Source organism: Kitasatospora sp. NPDC036934 (assembly GCF_055608425.1).
Window position 1 is genome coordinate 114,982 of the sequence record NZ_JBVJQR010000013.1, and the last position, 15,289, is coordinate 130,270.

The following is a 15,289-nucleotide window of genomic DNA, read 5'->3' on the forward strand; positions in this document are numbered from 1 at the left end:
GTCGGGGGGTAACAGCGACGAAGGAGTCCCCGTGACCACTGCCCGAGACATCATGCACACCGGCGCCCAGTGCATCGGCGCCCACCAGACCCTGGACGAGGCCGCGCGGATGATGCGCGAGAAGAACGTGGGCGCGCTGCCGATCTGCGGCGACGACCAGAAACTGCACGGCATCATCACCGACCGTGACATCGTGGTGCGCTGTCTCGCCGAGGGCAAGGACCCGGCCACCATGACGGCCATCGAACTGGCCGGTCACCTGCACTGCGTGCGGGCCGACGACAGCATGGACACGGTGCTGAAGAAGATGGAGCAGCACCAGATCCGGCGCATCCCGGTGATCGACGGCGAGCGGCTGGTCGGCATGATCAGCGAGGCCGACCTGGCGATGGGCCACCGCGACGGCCACCGGCTGACGGACCAGCAGATCATCGAGTTCATGGACGGCGTCTACATGAAGCGGTGACCGCCGCGCGGGGCCGCCCTGCGGCCCCGCTTCGGCGGCGGCCCCGCCCGTGCGCCCCGTGACCGGCCGGTCCCCCCGTACCGGCCGGGCCTTCCGAGGGTGGCGGACGGGGTTGGCGCGCGTCTTGTAAAAATGCGCACTTCCAGCACTTCCAGCGGTGCCAGCAGGTGCAGCGGGCGCGCGGCGCCGACCGGGGCGGCCTGGTCGGCCTGGTCGGCCTGGCCGGGCCGGCGCGGTCAGCCGGCGTCGAGCACGGCGCTGGTGACCCGCCCGACGACCCGGTCGGCCGGCTCCGGCGCGGCGGTGGAGCGGCGGGAGGCCAGGAACTCGCGCGGCGAACAGCCCACCGTGGCACGGAAGGTGCGGTCCAGGTGGGACTGGTCGTAGTAGCCGCAGAGCGCGGCCAGGTCGGCGCGGGCGAAGCGGCCGTCCGGGGCTGTCAGTAGCCGGAGCGTGCGCTGCAGCCGCAGTATGCCGGCGGCCTGCTTGGGAGCCAGCCCCAGCTGTTCGCGGAACCGCAGCTCCAGTCGGCGGCGGCTCCAGCCTGTGCCGTCGACCAGCGTCCGCACCGGCACCCGCCCGTGCGAGCGCCGCAGTTGCTGCCAGGCCCAGGTGACGTCCGGCTCCCAGACCGGGCCGTCGGCGAGCAGTGCGGTGAAGTAGCCGTCCAGCAGGGCGAACCGGGCCCGCCAGCTCGGGGCGTCGGCCAGCCGGGCGGCCAGTCGGCCCAGTCGGGGGCCCAGCACCTCGCCGGCCTCGGTCCACTGGCCGCCGAGCTCCCCGGCCACCGGGCCGAACGCCCGGAACGCGCCCTGTGGGGTGAGCGAGACGGCCAACCCGTGCAGGGCGCCGGTGTGTTCGGCGATCGTCGCGGTGCGGCGCAGCCCGGCCGCGATCGAGCCGAGGGAGACGGCGGGGGCGGGCGACACGGCGTCGGTGAGGCGCATCCGGCCCTCGAAGGCCAGCGCCACCGTGACCACGTCGGTGGGCAGCTCCAGGCGCCGGCGCGGGCGGCCCAGGAGCATCCGGTAGCCGTGGTAGTCGAGGACGTACCGGCGCAGCGGTGCGGCGGGCCGGCCGAGCACGGTCACCGGCCCGGCGGTCGGGAGGGTGTCCTGGACCATCGCAACTCCCGTTCTCACAGCGGTCAACGGCGGTGTACGGATCTTCCGGCCGGATCGTTCCGGGCCGGCCGGGCCGACGCCGCGCGTCTCATACTACGGAATCCTGGTTCTCACTTATCGAGATGGGGGCAGACTGGCGGACATGGGAAAGCAGTACGAAAGCATCGACGGCCGGCTGCGGCAGTTCATCGAACGCCAGCCCGTCTACTTCGTCGCGACGGCGCCGCTCGCCGCCGACGGACACGTCAACCTCTCACCCAAGGGCCGCTCCGGAACCCTCACGATCATCGACGAACTCACCCTCGCCTACCTGGACTTCGGCGGCTCACAGGCCGAAACCATCGCCCATCTGCGGGAGAACGGCCGGATCACCCTGATGTGGTGCGCCTTCGACGGCCCGCCCACCGTCGTGCGGGTGCACGGCCACGGCGAACCGGTCTTCCGCGACGACCCGCGCTTCGCCGGACTGCTCGGCCGCTTCGGACCCGGCGCGGACGGCTCCGGGCTGCGGGCGATCGTGCTGGTTCGGGCCGAGCGGGTCTCCGACTCCTGCGGGTACGCGGTGCCGTTCATGGACTACCGGGCCGACCGGGATCTGCACGCCCAGTTCTTCGACCGCAAGGGCGAGGAGGAGTTCGGCGACTACTGCGCGCGCAAGCCGCACGTCGGCACCAGCATCGACGGTCTGCCCGCCCTGCCGCTGCCGCTGCCGGCCCGGCCGGTCTGAAAGGGCCCGGGCGGCCGCTCCCTCGGTCGGGCTCGCGCCCGACGAGGAGCATCGGCCGCTCCCGGGCCGGGGTGCAGCACGAACCCAGCCTTCGGGTACACCTCGTGGGCGTCCAGGGCGGAGAGCGGCAGCCGCTTCAGCGCGTACGGCCGACGAGGTCGGCGCACGACGGAGCCGCCGCACCCCAGGGGAGGGGTGCGGCGGCTTCGTCGTGCGGGTGGGGCTCGCCTGCGGGCTTACTTGCCCAGGCCGGCCTTGACGGAGCAGATCGGCCAGGCGCCGGGGCCCTGGGCGGCGAGGACCTTCTCGCCGATCGCGATCTGCTGGTCCTTGGTGGCCTGGTGGGCCTGCGGGGCGTACGCGGTGCCGCCGAAGGCGGCCCAGGTGCTGGAGGTGAACTGGAGGCCGCCGTAGAAGCCGTTGCCGGAGTTGACGGCCCAGTTGCCGGTGGCCTCGCACTGGGCGACCTTGTCCCAGACGGTCGCCGGGGCGGCGGAGGCGCTGTTGGCCGTGACGAGGCCGGCCACCGGAAGGGCGGTGAGCGCCCCGGCCATCAGAGCCATCCGGACGCGGTTGCGGCGCTTCGGGGTGGCAGTGGTGGTGGCAGCGGCAGTCTCGTTACGGAAGGTCATGCGGTTCCTTTCGGAGGGGGTCTGCGAGCGTGCGGAACCAGGCCTTCGGGAGGCCGTCGGTTCGGGGTCGCGTCACTCGCGTGGTCCGGCACCGTTCCTGCTCGGGGGCGGTGAGGCCCGGCCGGAGCGGAATCGCTCGGTGCAACGAGTTCGAAGGTACGGGGGCGGTTGTGGCGGTTTCAAGGATTCGCAGGTTCGGGCACGTCAGAGGCCTGTTACCGCAGGTAGCGATCACGAAAATCAGATGATTTCGCCCAATTTCCACCTATTTTCAAGATCAAACTGCCGCCGGAAGTGGCCCCCGTCACCCCGGAGGCGCTGTGAGGCCGCGCACATCGTCGACAGCGCGTGACGGTCCACCCCGCCCCCCGTGCCGGAACCGCTGCCCCGCCCGCCCGCCCGGGTGGCCCGCGCCACAGCCCTCACCCGGAGTGCCCCCGCCATCCACTCCCGGTGCGGGGCATAGCCTTCGGCCCATGAGCAATGACAGCGATGCGGCGGACGCAGGGGCCGTCGACGACGCGGGCCGCCCGGCCGGTGACGGGTACGGGGAGCACGAGGCGGCCGCCGCCCCCAGCGGCTTCGAGCTGGGCACCGACGGACCCAAGGTGATCCTCGCGGGCCTGGACGGCTCCGACTCCTCCTGGCGCGCCACCGCCTATGCCGCGGGACTGGCCCGCCGGCAGGGCGCCGCCCTGGCCGTCGCCTACATCCAGCCGATACTCGGCGCCGCGACCGCCCTGGCCGGGGCCGCGGTGGAGGAGACCACCCAGGAGATCGCCGACGAACTCCTCGCCGCGCTGCGGGAGGCCGAGCAGCGGATGCGCGAGGTCTGGCGGGTCGACTGGCGCTTCCTCACCATGCGTGGCGACCCGTACACCGGACTGGCCAAGCTCGCCGACGAACTGCGCGCCGACGCCGTGGTGGTCGGGGTGTCCGAACAGGCAGGGCACAAGGTGATCGGCTCGGTCGCGGTCCGGCTGGTCAAGGCGGGCCGCTGGCCGGTCACCGTCGTCCCCTGATCGCAGCCCATGGCTGGCGTCCGTCCGGCGGATGACAGAGGTCCTGGCCACGACCCGGCCCCGAGGCCGGACGAGCGCCGGGGCCGACCGCCCGCCGGGCGGCTCCGGCGTGGCCGGTAGGGTGCGTTTCCATGACGGAACCGCCGGGCGCGCACCCCACCGAGCCGGCCCACCTGACCGGCAACGACCTCCACCTGGACCTCCCCGCCACCGGCGGCCGCCGCTCCGCGCTGATGGCCGCTCTGCGCGAGGCGATCCGCAGCGGCCGGCTGGCCCCCGGCACCCGGCTGCCGCCCTACCGGGCCCTCGCCACCGACCTCGGCCTGGCCCGCAACACCGCCGCCGAGGCCTACACCGAACTGGTCGCCGAGGGCTGGCTCGTCGCCCGCCAGGGCTCCGGCACCACCGTCGCCGAACGCGCCGCGCCCGTACCCTCCCGCCACGCCCGCCGCCCCGTGCGCCGGCCCGGGCCCGTGCACGACCTGCGCCAGGGCCAGCCCGACGCCGCCTCCTTCCCCCGCACCGCCTGGCTGGCCGCCGGCCGCCGGGCCCTCACCGCCGCACCCAACGAGGCCTTCGGGCCCGGCGACCCGCACGGCCGCCGTGAACTGCGCACCGTCCTCGCCGACTACCTCGCCCGCGCCCGCGGGGTGCGCACCGACCCCGACCGGATCGTGGTCTGCGCCGGCTTCGCCCACGCGCTGCGGCTGCTCTTCGACGGCGCCGCGCCCGTCCTGCCGTCCGACGAACAGGGGCCGCTGGCCGTGGAGGCCTACGGACTGGGCTTCCACCGCGGACTGCTGGGCGCCGCCGGGGTCACCACCGTGCCGCTGCCGATCGACGAACAGGGCGCCCGGGTCGGGAAGTTGGCCACCCGACCGGAGATCCGCACCGCCCTGCTCACCCCCGCCCACCAGTTCCCGACCGGCGGCCCGCTGCACGCCGGGCGCCGCGCCGCCGTCATCGACTGGGCGCGTGGGCACGGCGGGCTCGTCCTGGAGGACGACTACGACGGGGAGTTCCGCTACGACCGCCAGCCGGTCGGCGCCCTCCAGGGGCTCGACCCCGACCGGGTCCTGTACCTGGGCAGCACCAGCAAGAGCCTCAGCCCCGCGCTGCGCCTCGGCTGGATGGTCCTGCCGGACCACCTGGTGGACCGGGCGCTCGCCGCCAAGGGCGAACGCGAGGCCTGGGTCAGCGCGTTGGACCAGCTGACCCTCGCCGAGTTCATCGAATCCGGCGGCTACGACCGGCACCTGCGCCGGATGCGGCGCCGCTACCGGGACCGCCGGGACCAGCTGGTGGCCGCACTGGCCGCGCACGCCCCGCACATCGAGGTGTCCGGCATCGCGGCCGGCCTGCACGCCGTCCTGCGGCTGGCCCCCGGCACCGAGCGGTCCGTCCTCAAGGCCGCCGCCTACCGGGGCCTGGCCGTCGAGGGGCTCGCCGACTACCGCCATCCGGCGGCCGATCTGGAGGCGGTGCCCGCCGTCGACGGCCTGGTGGTGGGCTACGCCACGCCGCCCGACCACGCCTACGCGGCGGCGCTCCAGGCACTGTGCGACATCCTGCCGCCACCGTGCTGACCGGTCCGGAAGCGGGGGTGCCGGGGCCTGGGGCAGGCCCTGGCGGGGTGGCCGGCGAAGGATAGGCCACCGGGGGATCCGCCGGGCCGGAACGCGTTCGGTCGGTCCGGGGCGTCCGCCCGCCGCTCGTGCGTCGGTACGGCTTCGGGCCGAGGGGGATGGCCTCGGCGGCGTCGCCCCCTACGCTCCATGGACATGCGCAGAACACATCTGAGCCGTGCCGCGCTCGCCATGGGCCCGGCCGTCGCCGCCGGTCTGCTGTTGTCCGCGGCACCCGCCCAGGCGGACAGTCCGCTGCCGCTCACGGCCGTCTCCGACCGCCAGACGACCGCCCGGGGAGGTGAGTTCACGCTGACCCTGACGCTCACCAACCCGTACGACACCCCGATCCAGTTCGTCTACCAGAGCGTCCAGCAGACCTACGACACCAGTCTGCAGAAGGGGCTCAAGTTCACCGCCACGGCCTGCGGCCCGCAGACCAACGGCTGCAGCGACAACGTGCACGGCGGCATCGCCCGCTACGACGTCCCGCTCGCGCCCGGCGCCAGCAGCACCTTCACGGTCACCTACACCGTGGCCCCCGACTCGGCGTGCGGAGACGGCGTCCGGATCGACTTCTACTCGTACCTCTACTACGAGTACCAGGGCGGCCTGGCCAACAACTCAGGCATCCTCGGCATCGCCGGCACCCAGGTCACCTGCTGATCCGACCTCTCCTCTCCCCTCCTCTCCCTGGCGCGGGCCGTGCGGCCGCACCCCCTTGCACCCGTCAGGTGCCGGCCACCCCCGTACCGGCACCTGACGGGCCTTTCGCGTTCTCCGGCAGCTTCTCCGGCCGGTTCTCCGGCCGCAGAGTTGGAGCGGGCCGGGGCCGGAGCGGGCCGGGACGGTGTGCCGGGTTGACGGCCGGGGACGGTGTGGCGGAGGTGGGAGCGAGGCCGGGGGAGCCGGGGTCCGGGCGCGAACGGGTGTTCCGGTGGCGGCTGGGGCGCGGGGGCGGATCGCGCGAGATTCACCCTATCGGGGGGTAGTCGGCCGCCGTACGGGCTCGGTCGGGTTCTGGTGATCTAGGGTTCCGGATGGGCCGCCGGGCGATGGCGGTCCCGCTCCCGAAACTCGCCAACTTCCCCACCAGTAAGCGGATCTGATGATCCGTTGCGGACGCGTGCGCCCAGGTCGGAGCGGTACGGCCCTGGTCGCGTGGTCCGACCCACACGAATGGAGACCCCTGCCGATGCCCGTGGACACGAGCCCGGAGACACAGCAGGACCGGCAGCAGAGCCTCGCGACGGCAGCTGCCCGAAACCTTGCCACCACGACCAAGTCCGCCCCGCAGATGCAGGAGATCACCTCCCGCTGGCTGCTCAAGGTGCTCCCGTGGGTCGAGGCCCACGGTGGCGCGTACCGGGTGAACCGACGGCTCACCTACACCGTCGGCAACGGCGTGGTGGAGTTCATCAAGACCGGCTCCCAGGTCCGCGTGATCCCGCAGGAGCTGGGCGAGCTGGCCCTGCTGCGCGGCTACGAGGACGAGGAGGTGCTCACCGCCCTCGCCGACCGCTGCCAGCAGCGGGACTTCGGCCCCGGCGAGGTGCTCACCACCATGGGCGAGGCCGCCGACCGGATCTTCCTGATCGCCCACGGCAAGATCAACAAGATCGGCACCGGCAAGTACGGCGACGAGACCGTGGTGGGCGTGGCCGGTGACGGCGACCGCTTCGGCGACGACTCGCTGCTGAACCCGGACGCGGTCTGGGACTTCACCGCGAAGACCGCCACCTCCGGTGTCGCCCTCACCCTGAGCCGGGAGGACTTCGCTCGCATCCGGGACAACGCGCCCTCCCTCCAGGAGCACCTGGAGTCGTTCCTGTCCCTGCCGCTGCAGGCCCAGAACGAGCGCGGCGAGGCCGAGATCGCGATGTCGGCCGGCCACCACGGCGAGTACGAACTCCCCGGCGCCTTCGTGGACTACGAGCTCAAGCCGCGCGAGTACGAGCTGAGCGTCGCGCAGACCATCCTCAAGGTCCACACCCGGGTCGCGGACCTGTACAACCAGCCGATGAACCAGATCGAGCACCAGCTCCGGCTGACCATCGAGGCCCTGCGCGAGCGCCAGGAGCACGAGATGATCAACAACCCGGAGTTCGGCCTGCTCAACAACGCCGACTTCGACCAGCGCATCCAGACCCACTCCGGCCCGCCCACCCCGGACGACCTGGACGAGCTGCTCAACCGCCGCCGCGACCCCGACTACCTGCTGGCCCACCCCAAGGCCATCGCCGCGATCGGCCGGGAGTTCAACGCCCGGGGCATCTACCCGCACCACGTCGACCTCGGCGGGCAGCAGGTGCCGGCCTGGCGCGGGGTACCGATCCTGCCGTGCAGCAAGATCCCGATCACCAAGGAGAACACCAGCTCGATCCTGGTGATCCGTACCGGCGAGGACAACCAGGGCGTCATCGGCCTGCACCAGACCGGCCTGCCGGACGAGTACCAGCCCTCGCTGTCGGTCCGCTTCATGGGGATCGACGAGAAGGCGATCATCTCGTACCTGGTCAGCGCCTACTACTCGTGCGCGATCCTGGTGCCGGACGCGGTCGGTGTGCTGGAGAACGTCGAGATCGCGCACCGCCGCCACTGAGCACCCGGAACCCGGAACAGCGAGCGCGGGCCGTAACCGGTCGGCGCGAAGATCGTTTCACCTGATGGCGGACGGCCCGCTCCGTAGGCGGGCCGTCCGCCTGATCGCGTTTGAATGCACTTGGTCGTGCCCGATCGGTTCTGACCGGTCCAGGCCGTTGCCGCCCGCTCTCGTCGGCTGTCAGACCGAGTCCTTCCGTCCTCCCCAGTCGACCCGAGAGGTGTGTGGAGCCCATGGCGCAGCGCCGACAGTCCCGACGGATACCGCGGCACGGCGGCGGGGCCGCGGGCCCCGGGCGACGGATGCGGCTGATCGGTGCGGCGGTCGGCGCGGTGGCGATGTGCGCGCTGGTCGGCGGGGCCAGCGCCTCGGGGGCCGAACATTCCGCCGGGCACCCGAACGGTCAGGCCGTGGACACCTGGGTGTGCACCGAAACGGACCTGTCGACGTCGGTCGGTCCGGGCGGCCGCGTGGACGTCGGGGTGGACGTGGACGTCCAGGTCGATGTCAGCGTCGCCCCGGACGTCGGCCGGCACCACAGGCCGCAGCCGCCGCACGACCACGATCACGGCGGGGGCGGCGACCACGGCGGGGGCGGCGACCACGACGGGGACGGCGACCACGACGGGGGCCGGTGGCACCACCATCACCACCATCCGCACCCGTGCCCGAGCCCCACCCCGACGCCTACGCCGACTCCCACCCCCACTCCGACGCACACGCCGACACCGACGCCTACGCACGCCCCCAGCCCCACACCGACGCCGACCCACGCGCCGACACCGACGCCGTCCCCGACGGTGGCGCCCCCCGCCCCGACCCCGGTGCCCACCCTGCCGCCGTCGCCCCTGGCGGCGGGCGCCGTGCCTGCGGCCCCGGCGCCCGCCGCACCCGCCCCGCAGGCGCCGCCGCCCGCCGTGGTGCCCAGCCCCGTGCTGCCGAGCCCGGACCGACCCGGTCCGCTGTGGCCGACCCCGTCGGCGCACCCGGCGTTCAAGGTGTGGCCCTCCAGGCCGGTGCCCGTCGCGCAGCACCACCACGGTGCCTCGACGACCACCACGATGCTGCTGATCACCGTCCCCGCGGTGCTGGCGGCGGCGGCGCTGCGCCCGGGTGGCCGTGGCCGGGGCCGCGGTCGCTCCGGGTCCTGACGGCCCCGGCGTCCCTCATGACCCCGGAGCCCGACGGCTTCCGGTCCGCCCGGAGGAGCTCCGGGCCCCGCCGGGCGGTTTCCCGGGCTCGGCCGGCCGGTCGGGCCCCGGACTTCCCCGTTCACGTCACAAGCCAAGCCAGAGAAGGGAGTTCCCATGTCCGAGTGGGTGGCGCTGATCATCGCCTTGGCAGCGGCCTGTGCCGTTGTCTTGGCGGTGGTGGTGCTGAGGCGCCGTCAGCAGGGTGTCATCGAGGACGCCGACGAGACGCCCGACGTCATCGAGTACATCACGATGATGATCGGCGTGGTCTACGCGATCGTCCTCGGTCTCGCCATCGCGGGAGTCTGGGAGGCGCGCGGCGCCGCCCAGGACGACGCGTTCCGCGAGGCGCAGTCGCTGCGGGAGGTGAGCGACCGGGCCGTGGTCTACCCGGTCGAGTTCCGTGACCAGGTCCGGGCCGATGTCGACGCCTACGTCACGTACGTGGTGACCGTCGAGTGGGACTACATGGGCAAGAACGGCGAGATCACCGACAAGGGCACCCAGTTGCTGGACAAGCTCCAGAACGAGGTGGTCAGTCGGCCGCCGGCCTCCGACCTGGAGTCCCAGGCCTACCAGCCGATGACGGACCGGATCAGCCAGGCCTTGGACGCCCGCAACCAGCGAGGCCAGAACGCCGGGCCGACCATGCCGGGCGTGGTCTGGTTCGGGCTGATCGGCGGGGCGGTGGTGACCGTCGGGATGCTGTTCGCGCTCCAGATCAGGCGCACACCGCGGGAGTTGATCCTGGCGGCGTGCTTCAGCGTGCTGATCGCCTTCCTGCTGTTCATGATCTGGGACTTCGACGATCCGTTCGCCCGGAGCGTCTCGGTCACCACCCAGCCGTTCACGGACCTGTTCCCCTCGCTCAACCTCACGAGCTGAGCGGCCCGGGAGCGTGCGCCGGTGGTCCCGGGCGGGGCCACCGGCGCACACAGGTGAGGTGACGTCAGCGCAGGCTGCTGTCCATCGAGTTGAGCATGGTGCCGGAAGCGTCGTCGTTCTCCAGGGAGAAGGCGAACAGGCCGCCCAGGCCCTTGGCCTTGGCGTAGGCCCCGCGCGCCTGGACGGCCTGCGGGGTGTCGCCGGTCCAGAAGTTGGTGCCGTCGTAGACCCAGCTGCTCTCCGTCACCGGATCCCAATGGGTCTGCGCGGCAGTCGGGTTGAGCTCCTTCCAGGCTGCCAGTCCGGCCTCCTGGCTGAGCGGCTTGGCGGCCGTCGGTCCGGTCGCGCTCTGGTACAGGCCGTAGTCGGAGCCGGCCGGGACGCCCGTCCAGCCGCGCCAGTAGAACGGGATGCCGAGCACGACCTTGTTCGCCGGGAAGCCGCCGGGGATGCCGTACTCGGGCAGGCCGGTGGTGTACGCGGCGAGCGTGGTGTCCACGTTGTACTTGCGGGTGCCGGGGGTGATCGGCGTGGTCGGGTCGGCCGGGCTGTCGTGCAGCGGGTCCTGGTGGTTGGTCGGGCCCTTGGCGTCCCAGGAGCCGTGCATGTCGTAGGACATCACGTCGGCGTAGTCCAGGTAGGCGCCGATCTTGTCGGTCTCCAGCTGGGCGATCTTGTCCTGGCCGCTGGGGAGCGCGGCGCTCAGCAGGTACCGCTTGCCCTGGGCGGCGCCGAGGGCGTCCAGCTGGGTGCGGAACTCCTTGAGCAGCAGGGTGTAGTTCTGCTTGTCGGCGGGGGAGTAGTGGTTCCCGGTGTGGCCGCCGGCCGAGCCCGGGTACTCCCAGTCGATGTCGACGCCGTCGAAGATGCCGGCCGCCGAGGCCTGCCCGCCGGAGGCGTCACCGGCGACGCCGGTCGGGAGGTTCCCCTTGAGGAACATGTCGAGGCAGGAGGAGACGAAGGTCTTCCGGGAGGCGTCGGTGGCGGCCGCGTCGGAGAAGTACTTGGAGTACGTCCAGCCGCCGATCGAGATGGTGAAGCGCAGGTTCGGGTACTTGGCCTTGAGCTGGCGCAGCTGGTTGAAGTTGCCCTTGAGCGGCTGCTCCCAGGTGTCGCTGCCGCCGTCCACGCTGGTGCCGGAGTTGTAGTCGGACTGGTAGTCGGCGTAGGCGTCGCCCGCGCCGTCACCGGCGTTGGGGTCGGAGTCGTTGGCCGAGTCGGAGGCCTTCACCGCCTGGAAGCAGGTGAACTTGCTGGGGTCGATGTTGGCGAAGGCGTAGTGGATGACGTCCAGCTTGTTCGCGGCGCCGCTGGTGTCGACGTTCTTCGGGTAATACGCGTTCTCGTAGATGCCCCACTGGTCGAAGTAGGCCGAGCGGACGGGTGGTTGGGCGGGCGCGGCGGCGGTCGTGGTGCTCACCGGGGCGGACTGGGCGGAGGCGTGGCCGCCCGAGTAGCCCTGGACGCTGAAGGTGTAGCCCCGGCCGGGCAGCAGGGAGCTGACGGCCACCGAGGTGCCCATCGAGGTGGCGACCAACTGGCCGTTGGACCACACCTTGTAGGAGACCGGGCCGTCGCCGGTGCTCAGGGTCGAGGGCTGCCAGGTGAGCACGACGGCGCCGGAGGTGACCTTGCTGATCGTGACGCCGGTCGGGGTGGTGACCTTGCCGTCCCCGGCCGGGCCGCTCGCGGTGGCGGTCGCGGTGGGGGAGCCGGTGGGACTTCCGGTCGGGCTGCCGGTCGGCGAGCCGGTGGCGGTCGGGCTGCCGGTGGGCGAGCCGGTGGGGGAGCCGGTGGCCGTCGGGCTGGCGGAGGCCGTGGGGCTGCCGCTCGCGGTCGGGCTGGTCGAGGAGGTCGGCCCGCCCGGGCCGGCCAGGGTGAGGTCGTCCGCGTAGTAGCCGCCGGTGCCGTACCAGCCGTGGGTGAAGACGGTGACGGAGGTGGTGGTGGCGCCGGTGGTGAAGGTGCTGCTCAGTTGGTTCCAGCCGGTGCCGCCGGGCGTCCAGCTGGAGGCGTTGACGCCGGCCCCGGTGGCGCCGAGGTAGACGTAGCTGCCCTGCACCCAGCCGGCCAGGGTGTACGAGGTGTTGGGCTGGACGGCGACGGTCTGCTGGCACTGCGCGGTGTCGGAGCCGGAGGCGGCCCCGCTGAGCGCGTGACTCCCACCGTGCACCGGGGTGGTGACGACCGAGCCGTTGGAGCAGCTCCAGCCGGCCAGGGTGCCGGTCTCGAAGTCTCCGTTGGCCAGCAGGTTGACCGGGGTGGCGGCGGCGGAGCCGAAGGTGAGGGCGAGGGCGGCGCCGCTGGTGGTGAGCGTGGCGGCCAGGGCCAGGGCGGTGGCCCGTCTGCGCCGGGCGGCCCGGCGGGCGGTACGCCCCCGGGCGGGCGGCTTGGGCCGTGCGGGCAGGACGCGGTCGTACATGGGCGGTGTCCTCCGGATGTGTGGGGGTTCCGGCGGTGCGTGGCCCGGACGGGCCGTGGGGAGCCGGCCCGGGCGCGGTGGGGGCGCACGGGCGGGTGGCGCGGGCTGGGCGGGTGGCGCGGGCTGGACCGGTGACGCGGGCTGGGCGGGTGCTCAAGGCGTGCGGTGCGTGGCCATGGCGGAGCCCGTGGTCCGGACGCGTCACGACAGAACAGATTGGACTGGACCAATATTCGCCGTCAAGGGTGTCCACCCGCTGGACGGCCCCGGGCCGGGAAGGGCGGTGCAACGGTAGGTTGACCGGGACGGAGCAGACCCGCCGAACGGAGGAGCGCATGGACAGTCAGGGCTGGGACGACCGCTACGCCGCGAGTGAACTGGTGTGGGGTACCGCGCCCAACCGGTGGGTGGTCCGCGAACTGACCGGACACACCCCCGGCCACGCCCTCGACCTGGCCACCGGGGAGGGCCGCAACGCCATCTGGCTGGCCGCCCAGGGCTGGGAGGTCACCGGCCTGGACTTCTCCGCCGTCGCCCTCGAACGCGCCGAACGGCTCACCTCCGAACTCCCCGACGAGGTCGCCGACCGCCTCACCTGGCGGCACGGCGACGCCCTCGGCTACGAAGCCCCCGGGGCCGGCTACGACCTCGTCCTGGTCGCCTACCTCCAACTGCCCGCCGACGACCGCCGGGCCGCGCTGCACCGTGCCGCCGAGGCGCTCGCCCCCGGCGGCACCCTGCTGGTGATCGGGCACGACCTGAGCAACCTCACCGAGGGCGTCGGCGGCCCGCAGGACCCGGCGGTGCTGTTCACCCCCGAGGACGTCCTCGCCGACCTCGCCGGGCACGGCCTGCGCACCGTACGGGCCGAGCGCGTCCACCGCGAGGTCGGCGCCGATCCCGGACACCGGGGCGCCGGCCCGGGCACCGCGATCGATGCGCTGGTGCGGCTCCAGCGGGGTGCCGAATGACCGCCCGCCCCACCCGGCGCCTGCTGCTCACCGGCCTCGTGGCCGCCGCTCCGCTGGCGCTGGCGGGCTGCTCCGCCGGGAAGAAGGACAAGGCCGGCAAGACCGGCCCGGTGGCGAAGGCCAGCGACCCGGGCGGGGCCGCCTTCGTGATGATCATCCGGCACGGCGAGAAGCCCGACGGCAGCCGGCCCGGCCTGGACGAGAACGGCAAGCAGGACGGCAAGTCCCTCACCCAGCGCGGCTGGGACCGTGCCAAGGCCCTGCCCACCCTGTTCGCCCCGCCCGCGACCGGGCTGCGCACGCCGGCCCGGATCTACGCCGCCACCGACCAGGGCCCGATGGCCGGCGCCCACCGGATGCGGCAGACCGTCACGCCGCTCGGCGCCAAGCTCGGGCTGACCGTGGACACCACCTACGCCGAGTCCCAGGAGTCCGAACTGGCCGGCGCCGCCCTCACCGGGGCCCAGCCGGTGATGATCTGCTGGGAGCACTCCAGGATCCCGCGGATCGTCGAGGCGCTCGGCGCCGCCGACAGCGGGGCACCCGCCGCCTGGCCGGACCGGTTCGACCTGGTCTGGGTCTTCTCCCGCCCGGCCGGCGGGGCCTGGACCTTCCAGGAGGTGCGCCAGCACCTGCTGGACGGCGACGCCTGACAGGGCGGGAATCAGCCGGCTTGAGGGTGTCGAGGCAACTCTGCACGTCGGCGGGCTCGTTGAAGGTGCCGTCGGCGATCCGGGCGTAGCGGGCCCGGTCGGGCCAGGCCGTCGGAGCGGCTCCGTGGCGACCCTGGACGGTGCACCGCCCACCCGTTCGGCCCCCGGCTACGGCGGACGTCCGACCGGCGAATCCCTCAGTGTGCGGAGCGCCGCCGGAAGTGAGGCCCGGGGGACTGCTGGGTAAGGGTCTCCCGAGCTGGCGTCCGATGATCATAGATTTCTTCGCGTGCGATAGGTTCGCAGCACGGACGGCGGTAGGAACGAGGAGAACACGATGACCGTTTCGCTGGCCAAGGGGCAGAAGATCAGCCTGGAGAAGCCGGGCGGTGGACAGTTGACCGTGGTCCGGATGGGCCTGGGCTGGCGGGCCGTGCAGCGCAAGGGTTTCCTGGCCAAGCTGCTGTCCGCCGGGCAGGAGGTCGACCTGGACGCCTCGGCGGTGCTGTTCGCCGGCGGCAAGGCGGTGGACGTGGTCTTCTTCCAGCACCTCACCAGCAACGACGGCTCGGTGCGGCACAGCGGGGACAACCTGGTCGGCGGCGCGGGCGACGCGACCGACGACGAGTCGATCACCGTCGACCTGACCAAGGTGGCCGCCGAGGTCGACCAGATCCTGTTCACGGTCAACTCCTTCACCGGACAGACCTTCCAGGAGGTCGAGGCCGCCTTCTGCCGGCTGGTGGACGAGACCACCGGCACCGAGCTGGCCCGCTACACCCTGACCGGCGGCGGAGCGTACACCGCCCAGATCATGGCCAAGGTGCAGCGCACGCCGGGCGGTTGGCAGATGGCCGCGATCGGCCAGCCGGCCGCCGGGCGCACCTTCCAGGACTTGATGCCGGAGCTGGTCAAGCACCTCTGACCGGTTCTCGGTTCGGCTCTCCTCGCCCTGGGTCGCCCCGGG

13 protein-coding genes and 1 pseudogene are annotated in these 15,289 nt (G+C 72.9%); 11 read left to right on the forward strand and 3 right to left on the reverse strand.

Translation table 11 applies throughout. From position 1 onward, the window contains the following. The first annotated feature begins 31 nt into the window (after positions 1–31). Positions 32–466, forward strand: a complete 435-nt coding sequence (locus tag ACZ7BZ_RS21225; RefSeq protein WP_470359615.1) for a CBS domain-containing protein — start codon at positions 32–34, stop codon at positions 464–466. A gap of 236 nt (positions 467–702) precedes the next feature. On the opposite strand, the gene ACZ7BZ_RS21230 is transcribed toward ACZ7BZ_RS21225, so the two are convergent. After that, entirely contained in the window at positions 703–1,590 is an 888-nt protein-coding gene (locus ACZ7BZ_RS21230) for a helix-turn-helix domain-containing protein (RefSeq protein WP_470359616.1), read from the reverse strand. A 142-nt stretch (positions 1,591–1,732) separates the two neighbouring features. Here ACZ7BZ_RS21230 and ACZ7BZ_RS21235 point away from each other — a divergent pair, with 142 nt between their 5' ends. Beyond that, positions 1,733–2,317 carry a pyridoxamine 5'-phosphate oxidase family protein gene (locus tag ACZ7BZ_RS21235; protein WP_470359617.1) on the forward strand — a complete coding sequence of 195 codons (585 nt, stop codon included), beginning with the start codon at positions 1,733–1,735 and terminating at the stop codon, positions 2,315–2,317. A 245-nt stretch (positions 2,318–2,562) separates the two neighbouring features. Here ACZ7BZ_RS21235 and ACZ7BZ_RS21240 read toward each other — a convergent pair. After that, positions 2,563–2,949, reverse strand: a pseudogene (locus tag ACZ7BZ_RS21240) (transglycosylase family protein); the annotation flags it as partial. Positions 2,950–3,425: 476 nt separating this feature from the next. On the opposite strand from ACZ7BZ_RS21240, the gene ACZ7BZ_RS21245 reads away from it, so the two are divergent. From ACZ7BZ_RS21245 to ACZ7BZ_RS21270, 6 genes are all read left to right on the forward strand, one after another. After that, positions 3,426–3,971, forward strand: a complete 546-nt coding sequence (locus tag ACZ7BZ_RS21245) for a universal stress protein (protein ID WP_470359618.1) — start codon at positions 3,426–3,428, stop codon at positions 3,969–3,971. A 131-nt stretch (positions 3,972–4,102) separates the two neighbouring features. Beyond that, a complete protein-coding gene (gene pdxR / locus ACZ7BZ_RS21250) occupies positions 4,103–5,557 on the forward strand; it encodes a MocR-like pyridoxine biosynthesis transcription factor PdxR (RefSeq protein ID WP_470359619.1) in 1,455 nt (484 codons plus the stop codon). Between the two features lie 195 nt (positions 5,558–5,752). After that, the gene (locus tag ACZ7BZ_RS21255) at positions 5,753–6,262 is read left to right on the forward strand and encodes a hypothetical protein (protein WP_470359620.1); all 510 of its coding nucleotides are present in this window, start codon (positions 5,753–5,755) and stop codon (positions 6,260–6,262) included. Between the two features lie 529 nt (positions 6,263–6,791). Beyond that, a complete protein-coding gene (locus ACZ7BZ_RS21260; RefSeq protein WP_470359621.1) occupies positions 6,792–8,198 on the forward strand; it encodes a family 2B encapsulin nanocompartment shell protein in 1,407 nt (468 codons plus the stop codon). Between the two features lie 233 nt (positions 8,199–8,431). After that, positions 8,432–9,349: a hypothetical protein gene (locus ACZ7BZ_RS21265; RefSeq protein ID WP_470359622.1), complete on the forward strand. Its 918-nt coding sequence runs from the start codon at positions 8,432–8,434 to the stop codon at positions 9,347–9,349. A 156-nt stretch (positions 9,350–9,505) separates the two neighbouring features. Continuing rightward, complete coding sequence (locus tag ACZ7BZ_RS21270) at positions 9,506–10,276, forward strand: bestrophin-like domain (RefSeq protein WP_470359623.1); 771 nt, start codon at positions 9,506–9,508, stop codon at positions 10,274–10,276. 64 nt (positions 10,277–10,340) lie between these two features. Here ACZ7BZ_RS21270 and ACZ7BZ_RS21275 read toward each other — a convergent pair whose 3' ends face one another. Next, on the reverse strand, positions 10,341–12,698 hold the full coding sequence (locus ACZ7BZ_RS21275) for a glycosyl hydrolase family 18 protein (RefSeq protein WP_470359624.1): 2,358 nt from the start codon (positions 12,696–12,698) through the stop codon (positions 10,341–10,343). A gap of 335 nt (positions 12,699–13,033) precedes the next feature. On the opposite strand from ACZ7BZ_RS21275, the gene ACZ7BZ_RS21280 reads away from it, so the two are divergent. From ACZ7BZ_RS21280 to ACZ7BZ_RS21290, 3 genes are all read left to right on the forward strand, one after another. Next, complete coding sequence (locus ACZ7BZ_RS21280; RefSeq protein WP_470359625.1) at positions 13,034–13,669, forward strand: class I SAM-dependent methyltransferase; 636 nt, start codon at positions 13,034–13,036, stop codon at positions 13,667–13,669. Then, positions 13,666–14,322 (forward strand): hypothetical protein, encoded by a 657-nt coding sequence (locus ACZ7BZ_RS21285; RefSeq protein WP_470359626.1) that lies wholly within the window; start codon positions 13,666–13,668, stop codon positions 14,320–14,322. The genes ACZ7BZ_RS21280 and ACZ7BZ_RS21285 overlap by 4 nt, the downstream gene beginning before the upstream one ends. 337 nt (positions 14,323–14,659) lie before the next feature. Then, positions 14,660–15,247 (forward strand): TerD family protein, encoded by a 588-nt coding sequence (locus ACZ7BZ_RS21290; protein ID WP_470359627.1) that lies wholly within the window; start codon positions 14,660–14,662, stop codon positions 15,245–15,247. Positions 15,248–15,289 lie beyond the last annotated feature (42 nt).

Bases quoted from the DNA above. Each gene is read 5' to 3' on its own strand.
- ACZ7BZ_RS21230 (WP_470359616.1), bottom strand. From the start codon at position 1,590: ATGGTCCAGGACACCCTCCCGACCGCCGGGCCGGTGACCGTGCTCGGC.
- ACZ7BZ_RS21235 (WP_470359617.1), top strand. From the start codon at position 1,733: ATGGGAAAGCAGTACGAAAGCATCGACGGCCGGCTGCGGCAGTTCATC.
- ACZ7BZ_RS21245 (WP_470359618.1), top strand. From the start codon at position 3,426: ATGAGCAATGACAGCGATGCGGCGGACGCAGGGGCCGTCGACGACGCG.
- pdxR (WP_470359619.1), top strand. From the start codon at position 4,103: ATGACGGAACCGCCGGGCGCGCACCCCACCGAGCCGGCCCACCTGACC.
- ACZ7BZ_RS21255 (WP_470359620.1), top strand. From the start codon at position 5,753: ATGCGCAGAACACATCTGAGCCGTGCCGCGCTCGCCATGGGCCCGGCC.
- ACZ7BZ_RS21260 (WP_470359621.1), top strand. From the start codon at position 6,792: ATGCCCGTGGACACGAGCCCGGAGACACAGCAGGACCGGCAGCAGAGC.
- ACZ7BZ_RS21265 (WP_470359622.1), top strand. From the start codon at position 8,432: ATGGCGCAGCGCCGACAGTCCCGACGGATACCGCGGCACGGCGGCGGG.
- ACZ7BZ_RS21270 (WP_470359623.1), top strand. From the start codon at position 9,506: ATGTCCGAGTGGGTGGCGCTGATCATCGCCTTGGCAGCGGCCTGTGCC.
- ACZ7BZ_RS21275 (WP_470359624.1), bottom strand. From the start codon at position 12,698: ATGTACGACCGCGTCCTGCCCGCACGGCCCAAGCCGCCCGCCCGGGGG.
- ACZ7BZ_RS21280 (WP_470359625.1), top strand. From the start codon at position 13,034: ATGGACAGTCAGGGCTGGGACGACCGCTACGCCGCGAGTGAACTGGTG.
- ACZ7BZ_RS21285 (WP_470359626.1), top strand. From the start codon at position 13,666: ATGACCGCCCGCCCCACCCGGCGCCTGCTGCTCACCGGCCTCGTGGCC.
- ACZ7BZ_RS21290 (WP_470359627.1), top strand. From the start codon at position 14,660: ATGACCGTTTCGCTGGCCAAGGGGCAGAAGATCAGCCTGGAGAAGCCG.